25 protein-coding genes are annotated in these 23746 nt (G+C 63.8%); 8 read left to right on the top strand and 17 right to left on the bottom strand.

Going from position 1 to position 23746, the window contains the following annotated elements; genetic code table 11:
- The first annotated feature begins 329 nt into the window (after positions 1-329).
- Positions 330-1226: a DMT family transporter gene (locus QA643_RS21865; protein WP_283027972.1), complete on the top strand. Its 897-nt coding sequence runs from the start codon at positions 330-332 to the stop codon at positions 1224-1226.
- 24 nt (positions 1227-1250) lie between these two features.
- Here the strand turns inward: QA643_RS21865 and QA643_RS21860 are convergent, their stop codons facing one another.
- From QA643_RS21860 to QA643_RS21850, 3 genes are read right to left on the bottom strand one after another with little or no spacing between them, the layout of a single operon-like run.
- Positions 1251-1634 (bottom strand): TadE/TadG family type IV pilus assembly protein, encoded by a 384-nt coding sequence (locus tag QA643_RS21860; protein WP_283027970.1) that lies wholly within the window; start codon positions 1632-1634, stop codon positions 1251-1253.
- Positions 1631-2125: a TadE/TadG family type IV pilus assembly protein gene (locus QA643_RS21855; RefSeq protein WP_283027969.1), complete on the bottom strand. Its 495-nt coding sequence runs from the start codon at positions 2123-2125 to the stop codon at positions 1631-1633. Before QA643_RS21855 ends, QA643_RS21860 begins: the two co-directional genes overlap by 4 nt.
- An 11-nt stretch (positions 2126-2136) precedes the next feature.
- Positions 2137-3453, bottom strand: coding sequence for a TadE/TadG family type IV pilus assembly protein (locus QA643_RS21850; protein ID WP_283027968.1), 1317 nt, complete (start codon positions 3451-3453; stop codon positions 2137-2139).
- 433 nt (positions 3454-3886) lie between these two features.
- On the opposite strand from QA643_RS21850, the gene QA643_RS21845 reads away from it, so the two are divergent.
- From QA643_RS21845 to QA643_RS21835, 3 genes are all read left to right on the top strand, one after another.
- Complete coding sequence (locus tag QA643_RS21845) at positions 3887-4951, top strand: 2-dehydropantoate 2-reductase N-terminal domain-containing protein (protein ID WP_283027967.1); 1065 nt, start codon at positions 3887-3889, stop codon at positions 4949-4951.
- 147 nt (positions 4952-5098) lie between these two features.
- On the top strand, positions 5099-5386 hold the full coding sequence (locus QA643_RS21840; protein ID WP_283027966.1) for a type II toxin-antitoxin system ParD family antitoxin: 288 nt from the start codon (positions 5099-5101) through the stop codon (positions 5384-5386).
- Between the two features lie 9 nt (positions 5387-5395).
- On the top strand, positions 5396-5746 hold the full coding sequence (locus QA643_RS21835; protein WP_283027965.1) for a type II toxin-antitoxin system RelE/ParE family toxin: 351 nt from the start codon (positions 5396-5398) through the stop codon (positions 5744-5746).
- Positions 5747-5895: 149 nt separating this feature from the next.
- Here the strand turns inward: QA643_RS21835 and QA643_RS21830 are convergent, their stop codons facing one another.
- The 3 genes from QA643_RS21830 to QA643_RS21820 form a co-directional block, all read right to left on the bottom strand.
- Positions 5896-6234, bottom strand: coding sequence for an HNH endonuclease signature motif containing protein (locus QA643_RS21830; protein WP_283027964.1), 339 nt, complete (start codon positions 6232-6234; stop codon positions 5896-5898).
- A gap of 99 nt (positions 6235-6333) precedes the next feature.
- On the bottom strand, positions 6334-8568 hold the full coding sequence (locus tag QA643_RS21825; RefSeq protein ID WP_283027963.1) for a CHASE3 domain-containing protein: 2235 nt from the start codon (positions 8566-8568) through the stop codon (positions 6334-6336).
- A gap of 9 nt (positions 8569-8577) precedes the next feature.
- Complete coding sequence (locus QA643_RS21820; protein ID WP_283027962.1) at positions 8578-8982, bottom strand: response regulator; 405 nt, start codon at positions 8980-8982, stop codon at positions 8578-8580.
- Between the two features lie 204 nt (positions 8983-9186).
- On the opposite strand from QA643_RS21820, the gene QA643_RS21815 reads away from it, so the two are divergent.
- Positions 9187-10077 (top strand): DMT family transporter, encoded by an 891-nt coding sequence (locus QA643_RS21815; RefSeq protein WP_283027961.1) that lies wholly within the window; start codon positions 9187-9189, stop codon positions 10075-10077.
- 61 nt (positions 10078-10138) lie between these two features.
- Here QA643_RS21815 and QA643_RS38690 read toward each other — a convergent pair whose 3' ends face one another.
- Entirely contained in the window at positions 10139-10504 is a 366-nt protein-coding gene (locus tag QA643_RS38690; protein ID WP_349253213.1) for a BA14K family protein, read from the bottom strand.
- Positions 10505-10539: 35 nt separating this feature from the next.
- Positions 10540-10716 (bottom strand): hypothetical protein, encoded by a 177-nt coding sequence (locus QA643_RS38685; RefSeq protein WP_349253212.1) that lies wholly within the window; start codon positions 10714-10716, stop codon positions 10540-10542.
- Positions 10717-11061: 345 nt separating this feature from the next.
- Here QA643_RS38685 and QA643_RS21805 point away from each other — a divergent pair, with 345 nt between their 5' ends.
- Positions 11062-11472 (top strand): NADH:ubiquinone oxidoreductase subunit NDUFA12, encoded by a 411-nt coding sequence (locus tag QA643_RS21805; protein ID WP_283027959.1) that lies wholly within the window; start codon positions 11062-11064, stop codon positions 11470-11472.
- 465 nt (positions 11473-11937) lie between these two features.
- Here the strand turns inward: QA643_RS21805 and QA643_RS21800 are convergent, their stop codons facing one another.
- Positions 11938-12642 carry a DJ-1/PfpI family protein gene (locus tag QA643_RS21800; protein WP_283027958.1) on the bottom strand — a complete coding sequence of 235 codons (705 nt, stop codon included), beginning with the start codon at positions 12640-12642 and terminating at the stop codon, positions 11938-11940.
- Positions 12643-12773: 131 nt separating this feature from the next.
- On the opposite strand from QA643_RS21800, the gene QA643_RS21795 reads away from it, so the two are divergent.
- Positions 12774-13712 (top strand): GlxA family transcriptional regulator, encoded by a 939-nt coding sequence (locus QA643_RS21795; RefSeq protein WP_283027957.1) that lies wholly within the window; start codon positions 12774-12776, stop codon positions 13710-13712.
- Between the two features lie 8 nt (positions 13713-13720).
- Here QA643_RS21795 and QA643_RS21790 read toward each other — a convergent pair whose 3' ends face one another.
- The 7 genes from QA643_RS21790 to QA643_RS21760 all read right to left on the bottom strand — a co-directional run bounded on the left by QA643_RS21790 (position 13721) and on the right by QA643_RS21760 (position 21442).
- Complete coding sequence (locus QA643_RS21790; RefSeq protein WP_283027956.1) at positions 13721-14230, bottom strand: hypothetical protein; 510 nt, start codon at positions 14228-14230, stop codon at positions 13721-13723.
- A gap of 99 nt (positions 14231-14329) precedes the next feature.
- Complete coding sequence (locus tag QA643_RS21785; protein ID WP_283027955.1) at positions 14330-15166, bottom strand: endonuclease/exonuclease/phosphatase family protein; 837 nt, start codon at positions 15164-15166, stop codon at positions 14330-14332.
- Positions 15167-15267: 101 nt separating this feature from the next.
- On the bottom strand, positions 15268-16152 hold the full coding sequence (locus QA643_RS21780; RefSeq protein WP_283027954.1) for a hypothetical protein: 885 nt from the start codon (positions 16150-16152) through the stop codon (positions 15268-15270).
- A gap of 169 nt (positions 16153-16321) precedes the next feature.
- Positions 16322-17542, bottom strand: a complete 1221-nt coding sequence (locus QA643_RS21775) for a citrate transporter (protein ID WP_283027953.1) — start codon at positions 17540-17542, stop codon at positions 16322-16324.
- Positions 17543-17603: 61 nt separating this feature from the next.
- A complete protein-coding gene (locus QA643_RS21770) occupies positions 17604-18551 on the bottom strand; it encodes an alpha/beta hydrolase (RefSeq protein ID WP_283034880.1) in 948 nt (315 codons plus the stop codon).
- A gap of 112 nt (positions 18552-18663) precedes the next feature.
- Complete coding sequence (locus QA643_RS21765; RefSeq protein ID WP_283027952.1) at positions 18664-19443, bottom strand: SDR family oxidoreductase; 780 nt, start codon at positions 19441-19443, stop codon at positions 18664-18666.
- A gap of 226 nt (positions 19444-19669) precedes the next feature.
- Positions 19670-21442, bottom strand: coding sequence for an adenylate/guanylate cyclase domain-containing protein (locus QA643_RS21760; protein WP_349253211.1), 1773 nt, complete (start codon positions 21440-21442; stop codon positions 19670-19672).
- Positions 21443-21870: 428 nt separating this feature from the next.
- Between QA643_RS21760 and QA643_RS21755 the strand changes: the two genes are divergently transcribed.
- Positions 21871-22860, top strand: coding sequence for a DUF2155 domain-containing protein (locus QA643_RS21755; RefSeq protein ID WP_283027951.1), 990 nt, complete (start codon positions 21871-21873; stop codon positions 22858-22860).
- Between the two features lie 169 nt (positions 22861-23029).
- On the opposite strand, the gene aat is transcribed toward QA643_RS21755, so the two are convergent.
- Entirely contained in the window at positions 23030-23704 is a 675-nt protein-coding gene (gene aat, locus QA643_RS21750; RefSeq protein WP_283027950.1) for a leucyl/phenylalanyl-tRNA--protein transferase, read from the bottom strand.
- Positions 23705-23746: the final 42 nt, after the last annotated feature.

Below are 23746 nucleotides of genomic sequence, written 5' to 3'. Positions count from 1 at the left end.
AGGACTAGTACGAGTTCCTGAATCAAATACTAAATATGGTGGAAAGGGTGGGAAAACAGGGGTCAGTGCCGCGCCTGTGATAGGCCCAAGTATCGGTGAGTCCTCAGGGATTCCCAACCAAAAAAATTGTTCCTCCCCATGTGGAAACCAGCTTCGTCCCGCTGTTCACAGGGCAGGTATTTATTCGCGGTTCGGCCTTGCACTGGGGAGACTCACGTAAGGCTACGGGCAGGGGAGGTCTGGCATGTCCGTGCGCCCGTGGTCGCGGCGCCGGATCGACGGCAAGGTGAGGCCGATTCCCTACGCTTGTCCCACCCTTGCCGGGCTCCATGACAGAATCAAAACCGACCGCGCCGGCGCGGATTGCGCCCGCAGGCCTCATGTTCCTCGCCATCACCTCGGTGGGCTGGGGGTTCAACTGGCCCGTCACGAAATATCTCTTGAGTGAACTGCCGCCGCTGACCCTGCGCGGCTCGACCGGGGTGATCGGGGCGGCGCTGCTGGCCGTCCTGGCGCTCGCGCGCGCCCAGAGCCTGAAGGTCGAGCGGCATTTGTGGCCGCGCCTGATGCTCTCGGCGCTGCTCAACGTCACCGGCTGGATGGTGCTGATGGGGCTGGCGCTGCTCTGGCTGCCGGCCAGCGAGGCGGCGCTGATCGCCTACACCATGCCGGTCTGGGCCTCGCTTCTCGCCTGGCCGGTGCTCGGCGAGCGGCCGACCATTTTGCGTACCGTCGCGCTGGTGATGGCCTTCGCCGGCCTCGCCGCCATCATGGGCGGCAACGGCATCACGGCGACGACAGAAAAACTGCCGGGCATCGTGATGGCGCTATGCGGCGCGTTCGGCTTTGCGCTCGGCACGGTGCTGGCGAAGAAATTGCCGGTGCCGCTGCCGCCGATCCCGGCCGCGGCCTGGCAGATCGGGCTCGGCTGCGCGCCGATCGTCGTCATCGGGCTGGCGTTCGAGACCACGCATATCGAAAAGGTGACGACACTCGGGTGGTGGCTGCTGATCTATTCGACCGTGATCCAGTTCTGCATCGCCTATGTGAGCTGGTTCGCCGCGCTCGCCCGCCTGCCGGCCTCGGTGGCGGCGATCGGCACCATGGCGGTGCCGGTGATCGGCGTCGTGGCGTCAGCGATTGCGCTTCACGAGCCGCTCGGGCTGGTCCAACTCGCGGCGCTGGTGTTCACGCTGGCGGGTGTGGTGCTGGCAACAAGGTCCTAGAGGCTATCGGCCTCGCGTCCGATCCTAGCTTGGAAAGCATGCCTGCGCGGTCAGCGTTAACGGAGACAGGTTGAGAATTGCCGGAAACTGAAACGAATAGCTTGCACTCACCTGATTGCCGCAAGCCGGCGTGGAGTAGGTGAACGTCTGCGAGGGAAGCGTGAGGCCGAATGTCTGTTGGGCGGCGTAGCTGGTAATAGCTTCCGGATTGCTCGTTGGACACAGCGTGGAATCGACCGTTGCACAGCGCGCGGCCATTTGGGCTCCATGTTGCATGCCCATCTGGGTCCACAAGACCAGTCCGAGCTCGATGACCCCAAACATGAACAGAATGAAAACCGGAGCGGTCAAGGCGAATTCGAGCGCTGAAGCTCCGCGTTTGTCGCGCCATATCGTTGCGAGTCTCACTTCAGCCTCGCTATCGATTGCGCGGTGAAGCTGTAGGTGGAGGCAACGACCTGATAATTCACGAGCGTATAGTAGCTCCCCTGCGCCGAAACCTTGGCGTATGTTCCGGCCGTTGCGCCGCCCGGGCAGACGGTACCGCAGCTCACGCCATCCACCCCTGTGCTTGTCGGACAGCCACAAAACTGAACCGGCTCGGGTGATGCAGAGACGGCCGAGGAATTCGTGGCGCTGGTCACGGCACTGGAGATGGCGGTCGCATTAAATCCACGGGCAATGGCGTACTGAGCTCCGGCCTGCGCAGCGTTCTCGACCTGCATCTTGCGATAGACGGCGAGACCGATATCGGTCACCGAAACCACCATGAGGGAGAACACCGGGATCATGATTCCGAATTCGATCGCCGCGACGCCGCGCTTGTCATGCAGGAACAGGCGACGGAGTGCGCCAAAGGGCCGAAAGTGGGGATAGCGGAATGAGTTTTGGGTATTCATGTCAGGTACCCTCATTGAACCAGTTGCGCGGTCAGTGTGCCGATGGTGGCGACGCCAAGTGCGGAGCAATTGACTTGAAGGTTCGATGAGCCGGTGAAGGTGATGGTATCTGCGATGACCTTTGTGCAGGAGGTCGTCGTGCCGTTTCCGCCGCTGAAGCTCAGGTTCGCTTTTGGCAGGTAAATCGCGCCACCGAAATTCTGCGTGCCGCCGCCCGTCAGATTGAACGCCGTGCCCGCCGGCATTTTGCGGTCGCCATAAAAGACCACACCTTGCATCGTTCCGGAGGTCGGTGCCGTCAGATCAATGATCGCATTGCTGCCGATCGTAGCTGTGCCCCAGCTGCTGCCCGAACCGGTAAAGACCAGGGTCACGCCGCTGCCTGTGATCGTGGCGTTGCCCGCTACGCTCAGGTTCGATCCGTCCAGATAGTAAATTCCTGGCTCCAGGTTCAGCGTCGCGCCTGCGTTAACGGTGATATCGCCGCTATAACAACCGGGACTGATGGAGTTGGTTTTGCCATTGGCGTTCACGACGATCTTGCCACTGCTGCAACTCGGCTTGGTCGGCGGGAATAAGTCGGCATAGGGATCCGCGATCGGCTGCACATGGGTTCGGATGCCATTGGTGGCCGTGATGCTGGCTGCGCCCGAGACCTCGCCGACCACCCCGACCTGATTGGCAGATATCGTGCCGCTGCCGCTGACGTTCAGCGATGGATTGCCGCTTGAGTTGCTGTAGAGGTTGCAGCCCTTCAAAGTGAGATTGTTGCTGCCGCCGACGTTCACGGCAGGGGTGGCGGCCGAGTTGAGGGCCAGCACGCAGCCCGTCCCGGAATTTTGAAGTGCCACCGCGCGTGCCGTGATCAGCACGGGATCGGATCCGAATATCGAGGACAACAGCCGTTGCTGCGGCTGGCTGAGGATGACCTCTACGGCCTGCGCGTTCGAAGCGTAGCTGCCCGTCGTCGGCGGCTGATTGACCGTCAGGGTTACGTTGTTCACTGCATTTGCATAGCCATAGGTCGCGGTGACCGCATTGGCTTCAGCCAGCAGGTTGCTGGCAGCGGTCGCTGCGCTCACCGCACCGGAATCTGCCGCGCTCTGCATGTTCTTGTGCTTGTAGAGCCACCATCCAACCTCGGTGCCAAGGCTGGCGGCGCCAACCAGAACGGGCATCAACATCGCCGAGAGGATCACATAGCTTCCCGATTCATCCCGAACGAAGCGACGAAGCAGATGGATGCGGTTCGGTCGCCGACCGATTTGGTCCTGCGGAGATTGATCTGGAAATAGCCTGACGCGGCTGCGGATCCTTCCTTGGCCCATGAGGTCCTCCTGCGCGAAATTGCATATTTTTCCCGAATAAGATTGACGCGGGTCGGATTAAGGGAACTTCAATGGGAGGGCGAAATTTTTAGCGGAAACGCGTTTATTCAAGCGCTCTGCAATGCAGCATTTGCCCGAAATCCGGCAAGCTCGAGATGCGAGCCGGCGTTGACGCGTCGCTAGGATTGCATCCCGAGCGCGGCCAGTGCTGGGCCGTCAATCGGGCCTCGCAAAACCGGTGGCGGAGGACATTCGCGCCTCTTTCCCGCTGCGGAAAATGGACGTGGACGCCGAGACAGGTCTCCATGACGTGGATGGAACGGCCTCTATCCGATTGTAATGCCTCCCGCTTTGCAGTAGGCAACGGGGCGGAAAGTTCTGGTATAATGGGTGCCAGACCGGAGAGCCTGGTTTTAGCGGTGAAAGAGAGAGTATGGCGCGCAACATTCTGATCCTGGGGGCCTCCTATGGCTCCCTGTTGGGGACCAAGCTTTTGATGGCCGGTCACAACGTGACCCTGGTGTGCCGGAAGAAGACGGCCGAGCTGATCAACCGCGACGGCACGGAAGTGCGCATCAAGCTGCGCGACGAGGCGGTGCACCGCGCGATCTTCTCGCGCGATCTGCCGGGCAAGCTCGATGCGGTCACGCCGCAGGACGTCGACGTCAAGCGCTACGACCTGGTTGGCCTCGCGATGCAGGAGCCGCAATATACCAACCACACGATCCGCGTGCTGATGATCAAGATCGCGGAAGCGGGATTGCCCTGCCTGTCGATCATGAACATGCCGCCGCTGCCGTATCTCAAGCGAATCCCAGCGCTGGCGGACATGGATCTGGAGGAGGCCTACACCAACGCCCGGGTCTGGGAGCGCTTCAAGCCGGGGCTGGTCTCGCTCTGCTCGCCCGACCCGCAGGCCTTCCGGCCGCCGGAAGAGGCGGCGAATGTGCTGCATGTCGGCCTGCCCACCAACTTCAAGGCCGCGATCTTCGCGGACGAGAAGCACAACAAGCTGCTGCGCGAGCTGGAGGCTTCGATCGACGCGGTGACGCTTGATGGTCACGACGTGCCAGTGAAGCTGAAGGTGTTCGATTCGCTGTTCGTGCCGCTCGCCAAATGGTCGATGCTCTTGACCGGCAATTACCGCTGCATCACCCCGCACGAGCCGCAATCAATCCGCGACGCCGTGCATGGCGACTTAAAGCTGTCGCAGTCGATCTATGAGCATGTCGACGGCATTGCGAGGCGCCTCGGCGCCGACCCGGCCGACCAGGTGCCGTTCGGTAAATACGCCAAGGCGGCGGAAAGCCTGCTCAAGCCGTCCTCGGCGGCCCGCGCGGTCGCCGCCGGCGCGCCGTTCATCGAGCGCGTCGATCTGCTGGTAAAACTGATCTCGCACCAGCTCGGCGTTCCCAGCGCCGAGATCGATCGCACCGTCGACACCGTCGATCAGAAGCTGAACGAGAAGATCGTGGCGGGCGGATCGGGGGCGCAGTAGCGGGGTGCTTCGAGAATGGCGCGCTATCCGATGAAGGTGGCCATGATTATCGCTATGGCCGAGACGATGCGTGGGCATTGGGATTGAGTAGCGGCGTGCGATGGCATATGATGCCATCGCGAACTCGAACCTGTCGCGAGAATGCCAGTGCCGACCAAAAATGTTGTGCTGACGGAGCGCCAAGCAGAGCTCATTGAGTCACTTGTCGAGTCCGGCCGCTACCAAAATGCCAGCGAAGTGCTGCGTGACGGATTGCGGCTGGTGGAGCAGCGCGAGGCGGAAGACGCGAGCAAGCTGAAGGCCCTGCGATCGGCGGCCCGCGTCGGTGTCGGTGCCCTGGAGCGAGGCGAATTCAAAGAATTCGAAGATATCGAAGAGTTACGAACTTATTTGAATGACCTTTCCGAGAAGGTCATTTCCAAGGCGGTCGGATAGAATCCGCCTATGGTCGAGCGAAAATGGCGCGTCCGTCTCGGCGCTGTCGCAGAACTCGACTTTGCGAATATCATCAAATGGACCACCGAGAATTTTGGCGAGCGCCAATCGCGCATCTATCGGGACGTACTCGTTCAGGCGATTGGCGAGCTTGGCGATGGCCCCGATGTTACGGGCTCCAAGGCTCGAGGTGAGATCATATCAGGTCTTCGCACGCTCCACATCGCTCGGCACGGTCGGCGTGGAAGTCACTTCCTGATGTACCGGGTGACGCCGGACATGACGATCGAAATCGTGCGAATCCTCCACGATAGAATGGATCTTCAGCGTCATCTTCCGCCTGTGCCCGATAAGAAGTAGTCGCGTTGCAAGTTGCCCGCGGGTTTGGATAAACCGACCGACCAAGCTGTCCGCGAGCTGGTAGCTCAGCCTGATGACGCACCCAGATAGGTCTTCGCCACGGCGCGACTGGATTTGCCGTCATCGATCAGCACAGTACGTTCCTTGGATTACCCCTCTATGCCAAGCTGCTTCACCAGCTCGGGAACAAGCTGTCTCAGCTTGCCGTGACTGATCATCGGCGACGCCGCGATGGCGGCAAGCCGTCGCTCGACCTCCGGCCATTGGTTGGTCTCGCGCGGGTCGGTGTCGCCCTTGGCGAGGTTGCACGGGTAACAGGCCAGCACGCGATTGCTCCGGCCGTTCGGGCCGCCCTTCGAGAGCGGGATGAAATGGTCGATGCTGGCCTTGATCTTGCCGCCCGTCTTGCACCGGGACAGTCCAACATCACAGTAGGCGCATCGTCCGCCCCAGTCGAAAAAGAGGCGCTTGTAGATCACGTCGGCCATCAGTCCGCGCTCTTCCCCCGAACCCCATCGTTCAAACGAATCTCCCATTCATACATCGAATCAGTAGCGAAAACGACGCCGCGCGGGCCGCCGCTTCACTCACCCTGCCAGCGCGCGCCGCACCATGTTGGCGAGCTGCGACTTGCGGTACGGCTTGGTCAGCAGCAGCACGCCGGGATCGAGGCGGCCCTGATGCACGATCGCGTTGTCGGTGTAGCCTGACGTGTACAGCACCTTGACGCCGGGACGGCGCTTGATCGCTTCGTCGGCGAGCTGCCGGCCGGTCATGCCGCCCGGCATGATCACGTCGGTGAACAAGAGGTCGAACGGCTTGTCGTCGGCGATCAGCGCCATCGCGGCCGGTCCGTTGGCGGCGGCGATCGTCCGGTAGCCGAGGCTCTGTAACTGCGCGATGACGAAGTTGCGCACCAGCGCGTCGTCTTCCACCACCAGGATGGTCTCATTGCCATGCGGCAGCGCCGCGGCCGGGGCCGGCGCAGCTTCGATCTGGCCGCGTGCCGGCGGCAGGTAGAGCTTGATCGTGGTGCCGTGGCCGACCTCGCTGTAGATCCGGATATGCCCGCCGGATTGCTTGACGAAGCCATAGACCATGCTCAGCCCGAGGCCCGAGCCTTTGCCGACCTCCTTGGTGGTGAAGAACGGCTCGAATACCTTGTCCAGCACCTCCTGCGACATGCCGCCGCCGGTGTCGCTGACCGCGAGCATCACATAGGGGCCGGCTTTCACGCCCGGGTTGGCTTGCGCATAGGCGTCGTCGAGCACAACGTTGCGCGTCTCCAGCAGCAGCTTGCCACCGTTCGGCATCGCGTCGCGGGCGTTGATCGCCATGTTGAGCAGGGAGTTGGCGAGCTGCGAGGCGTCGATATGGGCAATCGCCGTTTCCTGATCGAGGATCGAGTTGACCTCGACCTGCTCGCCGAGGGTCGGGCGAAGCAGTTTTGCGATGTCGAGCACGGTGGCGTTGATGTCGACATTGCGCGGCTGCAGCGGCTGGCGGCGCGCAAAGGCAAGCAGATGCTGGATCAGCTCGCTGCAGCGTTCCGCGGCCTGGTCGATCAGTTCGGCGGTCTTTTGCAGGTCCGGCTCATGGGCAAGGCTGGCGACCAGCGTCTCGGTGGTGCCGGTGATGACGGTGAGCATGTTGTTGAAGTCGTGGGCGACGCCGCCGGTGAGCTTGCCGATCGCGTCGAGCTTTTGCGATTGCTGCAGTTTGTGCTCGGTTTCCCGCGAGGCGGTGGCGTCGTGATAGACCAGCGCGGCGCCGCTGATCGCGCCCGAGCCGTCGCGTAGCGGCCGGCCGCTGATGATGAGGTGAACCGGCGCGTTGCCGCTGACCGGGCGTACCACCATTTCGCTGGAGTCGAAGGTTTCGCCGCGCAGCGCGCGCGAGGCGGGCATGTCTTCGACCTTTAGCGGCGTGACGCCATCGGCGTGGAAAACGGTGCTGAGCGAGCGGAGCAGCTCGACCGTCATGCCCGGCCGGTAGCGCAGCATCGTCTCCGCGGCGGGATTGGAAAGCAGAATCTCTCCCTTGGTGTCGATGACGAGCACGGCTTCGGCCATGCTGTGAAAGGTGCTGCGCAGGACGGCGGCCGACAGCCTGAGCTCCTCATGTGCGGCGACAAGATGCGCGGTGCGTTCGGCGACCGCTGCCTCCAGCGCCTCGTTGGTCGCCTTGCTGGCGCTGAGCGAATCCTGCAGTTCCCGGCGCGAACGGCGGGCCGACATCGTCAGAACACTCGCAAGGACCAGGATCAGCAACACTCCGGCAAGATCGATCGCCAGCAGGAAGACCCCGCTGGTTTCGGACTCGGCGCGCCTGGCAAAAAGCAGCCGGCGCTCTTCTGCCACCGCCTTCGCAAGATTTCCGGCGATCGTCGCCGTCGCCTCGCGGTCCTCCTGGCCGACGAGCGCTGCGGCACCGGCATTGTCTCCCGCATTGCGGAGCCTGATCAACTCGCTGTTGATGGCAATCTGGCGTTCCACCAACGCCTTGGTTTGTTCGATCAGCTGCCTTTCCGTGGGATTGTCCTTCACCGCCTCGATCAGCAGCGCAAGGGCCGGCAGGATGGCGTCGCTGGCCTCGCGGTATTCCCTGGCGAATTCCTGGTCGCCGGTCAACGCGAAGGCGCGCGCCGCGCTCTCCGCTCCCCGCAGCATCGGTCGCATGTCGGAGAGCTTGCTTAGAATTCCGAGCGCGCGGTCGACGGAAGCGTTATCCGACCGCGACTTGAAGTCCAATCCAATCGAGGCAGCGCCGATAACCAGGAGAATCGCGAGGCCAATTCCGAGAATGATACGCTGCGAGGGCATTGCAAATTGTTACTTCGAGTGGCGCGCGGACGCTTCTGGTTTGGTGATGCATTGATTGACCGAGGTCAACAGCGCGTCGGGCGTGAACGGCTTGCGCAGGCAGCATGCCGCGCCAAGCTCGATGGTCATGCGCAGGAAATCCGGGGCGCGCTCGGCGTTGGCGAAGGCGTAGCCGGACATGGCGACAATCGGCGTGTCCGGCTTGCGTTCGTGGAACATCCGGATCGACTCGAAGCCGCGCATATGCGGCATGAACACGTCGATCAGCATGACGTCGAACTCGGAAGTTTCGAGCGCGCGCATTCCGGCCTCACCACCGTCGGCAACGGTGACGTCGAACCCCTTGCGCGTCAGACAGACCTCGATGGCGACGCATACCATCGGGTCGTCATCGACCACGAGAACGCGCGGCACGATGTTTCCTTCCTTGGGCGGCGACTACGTGACTAGCACATCCACGCGACGATTGAGTCGAAACGCCGACAGGTCGTCTGTATGATAGAGTGCACACAAAAGTTGCCGAGGGCAATTCCGTTTCGCTGTATCAGAACAAGAACGCTGTATCAGAACAAGAACAACGATAACAAATGCACTTCCGGTTCCGGATCTAAGCCCGCCATGCCACCGACCAGTCACACGGGGCGGCCGTCGCCGCTCGGGCTCATCCTGCTCGCGATTACGTCGGTGGGGTGGGGCCTCAACTTTCCGATTATGAAACTTTTACTGACCGAATGGCCGCCTTTGTCGTCGCGGGGCCTGGCAGGTGTCACCGGCGCCACGGCGCTGGCACTGGTCGCGCTGGCGCGACGTCAAAAATTGAGCGTGCCACGGCCAATGTGGTCGCGGCTGCTGCTCGTCTCCACACTATCGATCAGTGGCTGGGTAGCGTTCATGGGGCTGGCATTGCTCTGGCTTAGCGCCAGCGAGGCGGCGGTGCTTGGCATATCGATCCCGGTCTGGGTGGCATTCTTGGCATGGCCGCTCCTGGGCGAGCGGCTGACGCCGCTTCGCGCGATCTCGCTGATCGTGGCGCTTGCCGGCATCGTCGTGCTGATCGGCGGCAATGGTTTCGAGACCTCAATCGAAAAACTGCCGGGCGTCGCGCTCGCCTTGGCGGGCGCGATCGGCGTCGGGCTCGGCACCGTGCTGACCAAGCACTTTCCGCTCAAGATGCCGCCGCTTTCGCTGGCCGCCTGGCAGGTCGGGCTCGGCTGCCTGCCGGTCGCGATCGTCGGCCTTGTGGTCGAGCAGCCGCAGCTGGCGGCGCTGTCGTGGGTCGGCTGGGCCGCGCTTCTCAATATGACGCTGATCCAGTTCTGCCTGTGTTACGTCTGCTGGTTTGCCGCGCTCGAGCGGTTGCCGGCGGCCACGGCCTCGGTTGGAACCCTGCTGGTCCCCGTCGTCGGCGTGCTTGCGGCGGCCGCGATGCTGCGCGAGCCGCTCGGGCCACGCGAGATCGCGGCGCTGACGATCACGCTCGGCGGCATCGCGGTGGCGCTGCGATCCTGATCCCGAAATGAAAAGGGCGGCGCAGGGTGAATGCGCCGCCCTTCGAACTCACGATATTGTGTTACTGCGCCGGGCAGGGGTGACGCTGACCGTCATAGCCGAGATACGTTCCCGATGCGGGATCGTAGGACTTGTACCGGCGCATGCAGTAGGCGACGGCGTCATCGCCGACCGGAGGTGCCGCGGCGACCACCGTGTCGTCGTAATAATAGGGATCGTCGTAATAGTAGTTATTGCCGTAATAGCCGTAGGCCGATCCGATGCCGGCGCCGATCGCGAAGCCCGGCCAGAACCCGCCACCGTGATGGTGATGATGGCGACCACCATGCCAGGTACCGCCAGACCAATTTCCGCCGCCCGCTACAACACCGCCTCCGGTGCCGGGGGCCGGGCGAACGCCCGGTGACGTGACAGGGGCTCCGGCCATTCCACCGCCTCTGATCCCAGCGCCGCCACCGGCCGCTATGCCGGGGCCGCCACCTCTAAAACCGCCACCTGCACCGATTGCCGCACCACCGCCGCCGCCCATAGCTGCGCCGCCGCCACCTCTGCCGCCGCCGCCACCGCCGCCACCGACAGCTGCGCCGCCACCGCCACCACCACCGCCGCGAGCGCCGGGGCCTTGCGCCTGAGCGGCATTGAAGCTTGGCGCGGCGAGCGGCAAGACAAGCGCTATCGCTGCCGCTGTACTCAAAACCTTAAGACTGATCATTGTCGGCTCCATTTGCGGGAATACAGGGGCCTAACCCCATCGTGTGATGGAGGTTCCCAAACACCTACATTCATTGCCTGCGAGCTCAGACTGTCGGCCCGGAACTGTATCTGGCATGAACGGATTGCGCCGATTTCGAGACCATAGGCGTGGCCGCAAACAGGCGGGGCAAAACCGTCCCCTGGCAGGGGCGGAATGTCAGCCTTTGTCTGGACAATCCGCCCTGCGAATGGCATCAGAGCGGCACGTTTTCTCGAACCGGCCGGGTCGCCATGAAGCAGTTTTTGCTGAAGTTTTTCACCTGGTGGAACGGCCAGACGTTCGGCACGCAATTGTGGACGTGGCGATTCGGCGAACTCGTCGGCGAGGACGAGCAGGGCAACCGCTACTACCGCACCAAGGGCCGCAAGGTCGACCCGACGCTCGGCTTCGAGCGGCGCTGGGTGATCTATAATGGCTATGCGGAGGCGAGCCGGGTGCCGCCGTCATGGCATGGCTGGCTGCACCACGTCGTCGACACGCCGCCGACGGAGCTGGGTTACACGCCACGCGAATGGGAAAAGCCGCATCAGCCGAACCTTACCGGTACACCCGCGGCGTACCGTCCGTCCGGTTCGACGCTCGTTAGCGGCCGCCGTCCCAAGGCGACCGGCGACTACCAGGCCTGGACGCCGGGAAGCTGACACGATCGTCATCGCCGCACGGCGTGACACTCCGCCGCTGCAAGCGCTGTGGCATACAACCAGCCGCCTGTGAATAACGGGATCAGCGGGGACAGCCGCCGGCTGCCGGCTTGTACCTTCCGCGTTCTCGCGGCTTAATGAAGCCATCTTGCGGAGATGGGAAACCATCGCGTCGGTGTCGGGATCCAGTCGCGACTGCCCCGATTTGCAGCGGTCACCGAGTAGGACACGGCCGGGAGATAGGCCCCTGGTGCGGAGGTTCTGAAATCGCCCGCTAATGTGTGACTGCCGTAGGACAGGAAAGGCCGCTTGGGCAACCAGGCGGCCTTTTTCTGTTTCGACGGTCCCGGACGCGGTGCGGCACGAAGTGACGCTCCGCGTCCGGGACCCATATGCACGTGGCTCCCGGCTCTGCGGAGCGGCGTAAGAACGCCGCACCGCGTCCGGGACGCGGATGTGGCTCAGCTACTCCAGCCTTGCCGCGGCGCGGTCGATCATCTCGGTGCGGCGGGCCTGCGCCGGCGCGATCCGCTCTCTCATAATGGCGAGCACTTCTGGCGGCGCGGTGTCGGGGGAGCCGGAATTGAATGGCGGCGCGGGATTATATTCGAGGCGGAGCTGGATCGCTTCCGCGGTCCGCTGGTCGTGCAGCAATGAGACCAGCGTGAGCGCGAAATCGATGCCGGCGGTGACGCCGCCGCCAGTGACGCGGTTGCGATCGACGCAGACCCGCGTCTTGGTCGGGATCGCGCCGAAGGCCTTGAGGAAATCCATCGCGGTCCAGTGCGTCGCCGCGCGGTAGCCCTTCAGGAGGCCGGCGGCGCCGAGCACCAGCGATCCCGTGCAGACCGAGGTGATGTACTTCGCGCCGGGGGCCTGCTTGCGCAGAAAGGCCAGCATGTCCTCATCGTTGATCATGTCGTCGGTGCCGAACCCGCCGGGTACGCAGATGACGTCGAGCTGCGGGCAGTCGGCAAAGGTCGTGGTCGGCGTCAGCATCAGGACGGAATCGCTGGTGACCGGTTCGATCCGCTTCCAGATCAGATGCACCTTGGCGCCGGGCAGGCTGGAAAACACCTGCAAAGGGCCGGTGAAGTCGAGCTGGGTGACGCGCGGAAACAGCGCGAGACCGATTTGTAGCGGCGTGGGCGTTGGCGACGGCGCGGACATCGTGACCTCCGGAAAATTTGCCTTGACGGAACGCATCCTGACATGGTCGCTTCATGTCCAAAACGGCATATTTCCCTCATTTTAGGACATGGGCCAAAGATGCGGCCGAAGCTCAACACAGGATCAGCACGATGATCGGCGTTCTCATCTTTCCGGATTTCCAGTTGCTCGATGCCGCCGGGCCGATTTCGGCCTTCGAGATCGCGGCGCGCTATGCTACCGGCGCGCCGGCGATCCGGGCTCTGGCGGTCGCGCCGGGCCCGGTGCGCTCGTCGTCCGGCGTCGAGATCGTGGCACGAGGACTGAAATCGGCGGCTGCGATCACGACGCTTATCGTCGCGGGCGGCGAGGGCGTGCGCGAGGCGGCACGATGCGAGAAGACGCTCGGCTTCGTGCGCGCGGTGGCGAAGCGCGGCATTCGCATCGCCAGCGTCTGCTCCGGCGCCTATATTCTCGCGGAGGCCGGCCTGCTCGACGGCCGCCGCGCCACCACGCATTGGCAGCGCACGCGGCATTTCGTGAAGACCTATCCCCAGGTGAGGCTGGAGCCCGATCGCATCTTCGTGCGCGACGGCGATGTCTGGACCTCGGCCGGGATATCGGCCGGCATCGATCTGTCGCTGGCGATGATCGCGGAGGATTACGGCGACGACATCGCGCAGCAGACCGCCAAGCAGCTCGTGCTCTATCACCGCCGCAGCGGCGGCCAGTCGCAATTCTCCTCGCTGCTGGAATTGAAGGCGCCGAACGGCCGGTTCGGGCCGCTGCTTGCCTGGGCGCGCGAAAACCTCGACGCGCCGCTGACGGTCGAGGATCTTGCCGAGCAGGCCGGCATGAGCTCGCGGCATTTCACCCGCGCCTTCATGGCGGAGACCGGCACCACGCCGTCCAAGGCGGTGGAGCGGCTCCGTATCGAGGTGGCGCGGCAGCGCGTGCAGTCCTCCAGCGAGGCAATCGAGCGCGTCGCGCAGACCACCGGCTTTCGCGATCCGGAGCGGATGCGCCGCGCTTTCATCCGTGCGTTCGGCCAGCCGCCGCAATCGCTGCGCCGCGCGGCGCGGGCAGGGTAGGGCCGCCGCTATCTGCGGAAATCCACCCGGCCCTGCGAGAAGTAACCGTCTATTCGCCGGTAGTTCACCACAAGGCCCACCCACGGCACGGTGATTTCGGGATTGTTCAGGTTGATGTATTTGCCGATCAGCCGGTGCGCGCCTTCGCGCCGCGCCTCGATGAGACCGCGCCGCCTGCCGGAATCCCAATCGAACAGCAGGTAGACGCGGTCACCTACGATCCTCGCTTCGCCGCGGCCCTGTTTCCACTTGTCCGGCGTATCGCCCGGTATGGTCGGATCCGCGGCGCCTTTCCAGCGGCTGGACCATCGTCCCTCGATCGAACCGTGCGGATAGCCATCGCCGGCGCTCCACGGCTCGGCATTTTCGTCAGCCGCCGATTCTTCCGGCATCGTGTTGCGGGCGAACCGCATCACGTCGTCGTCGTCGGGATGCGGCACGTCCATCACGCCGAATGGATTGCGGCGGGCCGTGTCGTTGCTGGATGCGAGGTATAGTTTGGCATTTTCGGATTTCATGGCTTGCTCCGACTACGACTGTATTGCTGGATGACGCTCGCAAGATGGAGACGCCGCAGCCACCCGATTTCCGAAAGGAATCGCAAGCGGTGCGATGGCTCAGGAAATCGCGCGGATTTCGACGTCGACCACGACGCCGAAATGATCGCTGAGCCAGATGCCGTCCACCGGCCGGTCGAAGGCAAGCGAAGCGGCCGCAACCTCGCAAATGGCCTTCGGATGAGCGTCCCAGGAGCCGACGAACACATAGTCGACCCGGCGGCGATGATGCGGCTGGCGCACGATCGCGCCGATCTCCGCCTTCGCATTCGGATTATCGACGCTCCAGGTATGACCCTGGCCTTCGCCGGCAATCTCCCACGCATCGTGATACCGGACGCTTCGTCCGCCGAGCGACTGCAATCCCCTGAGGTAGCGAATGCTGGCCGCGTCGGGCGTCGCGTTGAAATCGCCGGCGATGATTGTGGGAAGCGTCCGCCGGTGGCGCGCATCGAGATCCGTCAGCGCCACGGCCTGACGCTCCCGGGCCGCTTCCGCCGATAGCCGCCACGACGTCGTCGTGGCGATGAACAGAACGTCGCCCGCGCCGGGCAACGGCACCGTGACCGCCAGCGAGCACCAGGGGATGTCGTTTGCATCCGACATCCGCAGGTCCAGCACCTCTTCGACATGATGTGGCCACCGCGTCGCGACGGCGTTTCCGCCGAAGCGATCGGCATAAGGCGGGGCGCTACGCAGAATGCCAGCCTGATGCGTTCCGTGCAGTCCGGTGTCGTGGATTAATTCGTCGAGCTGCGAACGCTCCGGCGATTGGACGACTTCCTGGAACGACACCAGATCGGGCGCGAGCTTGCACAGTTCGCGGTTGATCAGGCCGGCTCGTCTCGGATCGCCTTGCCGGTTCCAGACGTTGAGTGTGACGATGCGCAGCCGCATGACACTGTATCCGGTTCAGAAATGACCCGGACAACGTTTCCCGGCAGGATTGGTTCAGCGCCTGCGCAGCGTCCGGCACCCGATGACCGGGCGCCTGATGCTCACGCAACGTCGGCTTGCGCGCTCGGCTGTTGCTCTGCGAGCAGGGCATCGAGATCGACGAGCTGCGGATCGTCGTCCTGGGGTTCGCCGTTATGGCCGGCGCTGCCGTGAAGATGCATCAAGGTCTGCACCCGGCGGGCATTGAGATGATCGACATGCTGGTGCTGCAGCGCCACCGCCAGCAGCGCTTTCGGCAGGCCGACCAGCGCGAAGGCTGGAGCCTTGCGTACCTCGTCGCCCTCGCGCCAACGCAGGGGATGCAACGTGTAGATCAACTGCCGCTCGATCTCCGCCGATGCGAGCTGCTCGGCTTCCGAGAGCGAGATGCTGGCAAGGTTGGCGTTGCCCGCGCGGGTACGTACCGCGGCGGAGCGCAGCTCCCAGCAGATCAAATCGGTCGCCGCGCGGACTTCGCTACGCACCGCATCGATGCTGCTCGCAAAACGCGTGGCTTCCGGTATCGACAGCGCGCTTTGGGTGACGGCCTCGACCAGCGCTGCGCTGCCGGCTTCGAATCCGGGCGCGGCCCGTTCGATCGCGGTCGCCATCGCCTCGATCTGGTCGGCTAACGTGTCGCGGTCGCGCTGCGCTTTCGCATCGGCGAGGGCGCGCTCGGCGGAAGCGACCTGATCGTCGACCTCGACAAGTTCGGCGCGCAGCGTCTTGGCGCGCTCTTCGACGGTGCGCATGCTGGCTTCGGCGCGATCGAGCCGGGAATTATTGGCACCGGCGACCGCGAGCTGTTCGGCAGCAGTGCGCTTTTCCAAAAGTTCCGCCTCGGTGACGCTGAGCCGCTCGGCCAGCTTTTGCCGCGCCGAGAGCTTGTCTTTCAGCGCGACCTCGAAGCGCTCGATCGGGCTGAGTTCGCGCTTGAAGAATAACATGGCGGTTCCTCGCGAGGTTGCGGCCGTCCGCCAGAATCACCTGGCAGATTCGTTTGCGTGCCAGAACTAGTGCGAAACTTGGATAACATTGCGGCCTGAGTCGGACCAGTTGCAACGGCCGGGATAAACAGGCTAGACGCTGATTCGGCGGCTCGCAGCAACCCTCGCGCTAAACGCGCGGGTCCGGATGCCAGCCGAGCACCGCCAGCATCACGAAGAATCCCACGACATAGGCGAGAGCCACCGGCCAACCCTGGGCGATCCAGCGGCCGACCGACTTCGCTTCCGGATACATGTTCGACAGCGCGACGCCGGCCGACGATCCGAACCAGATCATCGATCCGCCGAAGCCGACCGCATAGGCGAGATAGCCCCAGTCGTAGCCGCCTTGCTTCAGCGCGAGTGCGGTGAGGGGGATGTTGTCGAACACGGCAGAGACGAAGCCGAGGCCGAGCGCGGTCGGCCATGACGCCGCCGGAAGTTTCTCGACCGGCATCAGCGAGGCCGCGGTGACCAAGGCGAGCAGAAAGATCGTGCCCTTGAAGGTCTCCGGCATCACCTTCCAGTCCGGCGCGCGCCACGGTGCCGTCAGCAGGATGACCGTCCAGACCGCGATGCCGAGCACCGGTACGGCGTCGAGCAAGGCAGGAAATTTCACGTTCGCGGTGACGTTGGTGGCGAGGGCGGCGAGCAGGATGGCGGCGACGATGGCTACGCGCGCACCGTCGATCTTCAGGCCCTTCGACGGGTCCTTCTGGATTGGCGCGTAGCGCTGCTGCTGGATCGAGGCGGGCACGGCAAAGACCAGCATGGCGACGATCGCCGCGATGTAAGCTTCCACGACCGCAAGCGGGCTGACGCCGGCGATCCACATCATGGTCGTCGTGGTATCGCCGACGACGCTGCCGGAGCCGCCGGCGTTCGAGGCCGCGACGATCGCGGCGAGAAAGCCGATGTGAACCTTGCCGCGAAAGACGTGGCGCGCCACCGTGCCGCCGATCAGGGCCGCGGCGATGTTGTCGAGAAAGCTCGAGAGCACGAACACCAGCACGAGCAGCACGACGCCGCCCTTCCAGTCGTCCGGCAGCAGCGCCGGCATCTCATCGGGAATGCGGCTTTCCTCGAAATGCCGCGACAGCAGCGCAAACCCCATCAGCAGGAGGAACAGATTGGCGAGCGTGACCCATTCATGCGCCATGTGATGGCCGAGGCCGCCGAAGCCAGCGCCGTATTTGAAGCCGGTGAAAACCAACTTGTAGACGATGATCGCGGCGAGCCCCGTCAGCGCGACCTGGAGCGTCTTGTGGTGGAACAGCGCGACCCCGAGCAGCGTCAGCGCGAACAGGATGAAGTCGACGGGGATGCCAAAAACAAGGATCGGTTCGATCACAACAGCCTCAAATACACCTGGAGAGATTCACGAAGTCATGGAAGAGCGGCAGCAATCTGCATCATTTCAGCGCTTTGAGCCAAGCAGCGATTTCACTCAGGGCAACGTTGGCCTGGTTCAAAAGCTTGCCCATGGTGAAGAAGCCGTGGAACTGGCCGGGGAAGTGCCGGTAGGTCACGGGGACGCCGGCTTCCTTCAGCCGTGCGGCATATTCGGCGCCTTCGTCGCGCAGGGGATCGGCGCCCGCGGTCAATACATAGGCGGGCGGCAACCCTGCGACTGATTTTGCGCGGGCCGGCGAGGCCTTCCAGTGATCGATGTCGGCGGCGCTGTTCAGATAGTGGTTGCAGAACCATTTGATTACGGAGTGCGTCAGCAGGATGCTGGTCTCCGGCTCGCTGTGCGACGGATGCTTCATCGCAAAGTCGGTGGCGGGATAGATCAAGACCTGGCCGGCGAGATCAGGTCCGTCGCCGTCGCGCCCGGCCAGCGCCACCACGGCGGCGAGATTGCCGCCGGCGCTGTCGCCGCCGACCAGCAGATGTCCGGCGTCGATGCCGAGCTGTTTTGCATTGGCGGCAACCCATCTGGTCGCGGTGATGGCGTCGTCGGCGGCGGCAGGGAATTTGTGCTCGGGCGCCAGGCGGTAGTCGACCGAGATGACGATTATCTCGCCTTCATGAGCCAGCTTCTGGCAAACGACTTCATGGGTATCGAGGTCGCCGATCACCCAGCCGCCGCCATGAAAGAAGACGAGGCACGGCGCAAGGCCGTTATTCTTGCGCAGCGCCTTCGGCGTGTAGATGCGCGCAGGAAGGGCGCCATGCGGCGCGGGGATATCGATCGGCTTGTTCGATTCGAGCGCGGGGGGATCGGGGTTCATCACGACACGGGCGGCCCGATAGTACTCGCGCGCTTCCGGTGCGGTCAGCGTCTCATAGGCGGGACGACCTGCTTCCTGGAAAGCCTTGTAGACGGCGGCGGCATCGGGATCGAGTGTGACGGGCATGATGGCGAGGACCTCTGCGGTTAAGTTTGTCATTCCGGGGCGCGCAGCGAACCCGGAATCTCGAGATTCCGGGTCTGGTCCTTCGGACCATCCCGGAATGACGGGCGTTGAGCTACGCCGCGGTCCGGCCGCCGTCGACGGTGTAGGCGGAGCCGGAGACGTAGCTTGCTTCATCCGAGGCGAGGAACGCCACGATGGAGGCGACTTCGGACGCCTGTCCGAGCCGTCGCGCCGGAATCCGGTCGACGATCTTTTCAGTCGGCGGCGGCTCATTGCCGGGACTACGGCCCTGCAAAATCGTGCTCAGCATCCGGCTGTCGATCAGGCCGGGGCAGACGCAGTTCACCCGCACACCGGTGCCGGTGCATTCCCAGGCGGCGCTCTTGGTCAGGCCGATCACGGCGTGCTTGCTGGCGCTGTAGACGGCGATCATCGGTGATCCGATCAGGCCGGCGATCGAGGCGGTATTGATGATGCTGCCCTTGTTTTGCTTCAGCATCACCGGCATCACGTGCTTCATGCCGAGGAAGACGCCGACCACGTTGACGTCGAGCACGCGGCGAAAGCTCTCCAGCGAATATTGCGGGATCGGCTTGATATCGCCCTCGATGCCGGCGTTGTTGTAGAACGCGTCGATCGTGCCGAACCTGTCGACGGTGGCGCGGACATATTCCGCGACGTCCCCTTCTTGTGTGACGTCGGCCGTGATCGCGAGCGCTTCGGCGGAGGCGGGCAGGCCGCTGATGGCGGCCCGGAGGTCCTCTTCCCGGCGGTCGACTGCGACAATCCGCGCGCCACGTTCGGCGAGCAGGCGAATGGTCGCGGTTCCGATGACGCCGGCTGCGCCGGTCACGACGGCAACCCGGCCATCGAGGCGAATTCGATCGGGCATGTCTGGGTTTCCTCCGGCTCGTCCGGCTATCCCGGATTTTGATGGTTTTCGCGCGCAGCCGCGCGACGAACCCGACTATTTCATCTGAAACTGAGCGTGGCTAGATCACGTTTCACTGGTCTGAAAGCCGGTTTTGCGTTGGTCCAGGCCGGACTGCGGCGGTAGGGGGCAAGCCGTCCTTTTCCCGCCGTTACCTCGAGGATGGCCGCGAAGCGGCGTGTGGTGGTCATTCGGGAAGACCTGAGGCCCGCATTGCTTCGATAAGAGGCCGAGCGAGCACCGGGACGCAACCTATGGCGGAGCACTGACCGGTGCTGCTGAAGTTGGGTTGAAGTTGCATTACGCGATCGGCAGCCACTTTCGCATCTTCCATTCGACCGAGTTTAGCAAGCGCCGCTGCAAGGAACATGTGGGAGACACTGAAACCTGGTTTGCTACGAATGGCCCGTTGCGCCGCCACCGCGGCATCTTCATAGCGCGCTCGAAGAAAGTGACCCATGCAAATGCCATGCAGCGCCGCGGTAATCCACGGATCGAACGGGCTAAGGCGGATGCCCCGCTCGCCCCAGTCGATTGCACGCTCGGCTTCCCCGCCCCAGCCCAAAATCAGGGCGCCCCAAGAATATGCCCACGCTGCCGATGGGGAGATTGCAAGAGCGGCCTCGAACGTCTCCTGAGCCAAAGTACGGTTATGTTCGACAAGACCTATCGCGATAGCGGCATAAACAAGTGCCGGAGCATCGTCGGGGCCAAGCGCCACCGCAGTATGCGCGTGCCGTATCGCAGCTGTGCGATTCTCTTCACGCCTCCCCGCCCGGAGATACAGTATCTCATTGCAAAACGCGGTTTGGCCGTGCGCAAGCGCATAGTTCGGCTCAAGCAAAAGTGCGCGCTGCAGGAGTGGTACGGCTTGCGACGCGCCGTCCGGCATTCCAGTGTCAACTAGCGGTGTCGCACGTAGAACAAGGTCGTACGCGTGGAGATTTTCAGGTCGTTTACGCTTGGCCCGTTCAATTTCAGCTTGACGCACGCTGGGCTCGATTGCGGCGACGGTGCTCAAGGTTATCTCATCCTGCAATGCAAAGATGTCATCGACGGCGCGGTCGTAACGATCCGCCCAAATATGGGCCCTTGTCTCCGCGTCAATGAGCTGCGCTGTAATCCGTACTCGACCGTTTGCCTTTCGCACGCTGCCTTCTAATACGTAACGAACACCTAGTTCTCGCCCAACTCGCTTGATGTCGACCGACTGCCCCTTATAGGTAAAGCTCGAATTGCGAGCGATCACGAACAGCCATTTGAAACGGGACAGTGCAGTGATGATGTCCTCGACCATTCCGTCAGCGAAATACTCCTGCTCGGCATCGCCGCTCATGTTCTGGAACGGCAAGACGGCAATAGAGGGCTTGTCGGGGAGTGGAATCGGCTTCGGCGCTTCCGCGGCAGCTTGCAGTGCCGCCATGGCGTCGGCGGGCTTGGAGACCGCGTAGGCCCGCAAGGGCTCTTCGATGTTCTTGACCTGCTGCGTCCCCAAATCGCTAAACGTAATCGGCAGAACTTTCCGCACCTGCTCATACGCCGTTCCGGAGACGCAAACCCCACCCGGCTCCGCCAGCGTCTGCAACCGCGCTGCGATGTTCACGCCGTCGCCGAACAGATCGCCCGCACGAACCATCACGTCACCCACGTGGATACCGATACGGAAATTGATGCGCTTGTCCGATTGCAAGCTGGCGTTCGCTTCGGCCAGAGCGTCCTGCGCCTCGACCGCGCACTGTACAGCGTCCACAACGCTACCGAACTCCGCAAGGACGCTGTCGCCCGCGGTGTTAGCTATACGACCCCGCCGGTCAGCTATCGCCTTGTCGAGCGTGGCCCGGCGCTCGGTCAGGAGCTGCAGCGTACCGACCTCGTCAGATCCCATAAGTCGGCTATAGCCCTCAACGTCGGCCGCGAAGACTGCTACCAGCCGGCGTTGGACTTCGGTCGGTTCTGCCAATGCTACACCTTAATGCGCCACAGCATTTTGAGGGGCACTCCGCCGGGCCGTCAATTGGCGGTTTGGATTTTGCGGCAACAATGTCGGCTGTGGGCAACTTGGCGGGATGGACGCAACTCGGGCAGGTCTGCTTCGCCGCCGAACGCCGGCGTCAGCCTCCCGGAATGCCGCGTCGGCGTCATCGACAAGCGGGTAAGAACCATGCTTCTTTTTTTACCGCCTTCGCCAGGATGCTGTTCATGAAAGCCGACGGGCCGGAAAACCCCCGCGAAAGATGAGAAAAGGTGGTATTGGACTCCTTGAAATTACAGCGGAAATTGCTTCTGTCGCAAACCCGCCGTATTCGCCGTGTTAACCGGATGGGACGCGAGCGGCGGATTAGTCTGTACTATGTCGCGAGCCCGATTCGCCCTTTAAAGCCGCGCGAGATGCTTCGAACCATTGCCCTGACCGGTCTTGCGGCCCTGATCGCCGCCACCACGGCCTCGCTTGCGCCGCCCGCGCAGGCGCAGATCGGCAATATCTTTTCCGATCCGCCGCTGCGGCCGCCGGGCGCGATTCCCCGTGGCAATCAGCAGCAACAACAACAATTCCCTGACGACGACGAGGAAGTGCCGGAACTGCCGCGCGGCCGCCTGTTGCCGACCCCGAACCGGCCACCGCCGGGGCAGGGCGCGCCGCCGCCGGGCAGCTTCCAGTCGCAGCCGCTGCCGCCGCCGCCCGGCACGTCCCAGGGCACGCAGCCCGGCGTTGCCGTTCAGCCGCCGCAGCCCGGTGGTCCGGGCGTCGCCAATGCGCCTCCCGGACGCCAGCCGCAGCAGCCCCCAGCTAAGGGCGTGCCAAGTTCGCCGGCGACGTTACAGCCGGGCGACGAGGTCGTCTCCGAGCCGCCGGCCACCAAGATCACGAACAAGAAGGCGAGCTTCTCCGGGCTCGACAAGATCACCGGCCGCATCATCAATTTCGACGAGGACATCGGCGAGACCGTGCAGTTCGGTGCGCTGCGCGTGAAGACCAGCGCCTGCTACACCCGGCCCTCGACGGAAGCTGCCAACACCGACGCCTTTGTCGAGGTCGACGAGATCACGCTGCAGGGCGAGGTGAAGCGGATCTTCTCGGGCTGGATGTTCGCCGCCAGCCCCGGCCTGCACGGCGTCGAGCATCCGGTCTATGATATCTGGCTGACCGACTGCAAAGGGCCTGACCAGACCATCGTCAGTGCGCAGCCTGATCCGCCGAAGCCTGCCGCGCCGCCCACGGGCGCCAAGCGCCCGCCGCCACCGCCGAAGCAGGCCGCGCCGCGTCCGCCCGGACCGATGCCGCAGCCGCAATTCCAGCAGCAACCGCAGCAGGCGCCACCGCCGCCTCCGCCGCAGCAGCGGCCGGGTGGGCTGTTCGGCGGATTGTTCGGGAATTAGTCCAATGCATCTCGCGTCCGTGTCCCGGGCGCTGTGCAGCACGAAGTGCTGCGCCGCAGAACCGGGACCCACGTCCTTGCGAATGGGGATGGGTCCCGGCTCTGCGGCGCAGCGTTGTCGGACGATGCTGCGCATCGCCTAGGCTGCACCGCGTCCGGGACACGCGAATTCAGCCCCGCTGCGCGATAATCGCAAGCGCCTCCGCGCCGCTGATGCTGGACACCAGCCGCATGAACTCCGCGGGCTCGCCGGTGATCGCGTTATCGAGCAGAGCGCGATAGCGGCGGCGCGGAATTTCGACGGCGCCGAAGCTGCGCAAGTGTTCGGTGACATACTGCGTGTCGAGCAGTTCGAAGCCGCCGGCGATCAGCCGCGCTACCAGATGCACCAGCGCCACTTTCGAGGCATCGCGGGCGCGATGAAACATGCTCTCGCCGAAGAACGCCCGGCCCAGGCTGACGCCATAGAGGCCGCCGACGAGGTCGCCGTCCTGCCAGACCTCGACGCTGTGGCAATGCCCGAGCTCGTGCAGCCCGAGATAGAGATCGCGGATACGCTTGTTGATCCAGGTGTCGTCGCGGCCGGGCTGCGGCGCCGCGCAGCCGGCGATGACGGCCTTGAAGGCGGTATCGACGCTAACGCTGAAGGCGTCCGAACGCACGGTGCGGGCGAGGCGCGAGGCGATGCGGAAACCGTCGAGCGGAATCACGCCGCGCATTTCCGGCTCGACCCAGAACAGCGTCGGATCGCCGGCGCTCTCGGCCATCGGGAAGATGCCGCAGGCATAGGCCCGCAGCAGCACTTCGGGGGTGATTTCGGAAGCAGCGGACTCGCGTGAGGTCATGGGGCAATGATAGCAGGACGCGCGGGGACCATGCTACGATTC

The organism is Bradyrhizobium sp. CB3481 (assembly GCF_029714305.1).
In the GTDB taxonomy this organism is placed as follows: domain Bacteria; phylum Pseudomonadota; class Alphaproteobacteria; order Rhizobiales; family Xanthobacteraceae; genus Bradyrhizobium.
The sequence above is the reverse complement of the archived record's forward strand: the minus strand, read 5'-3'. Positions and strand labels throughout refer to the sequence as shown.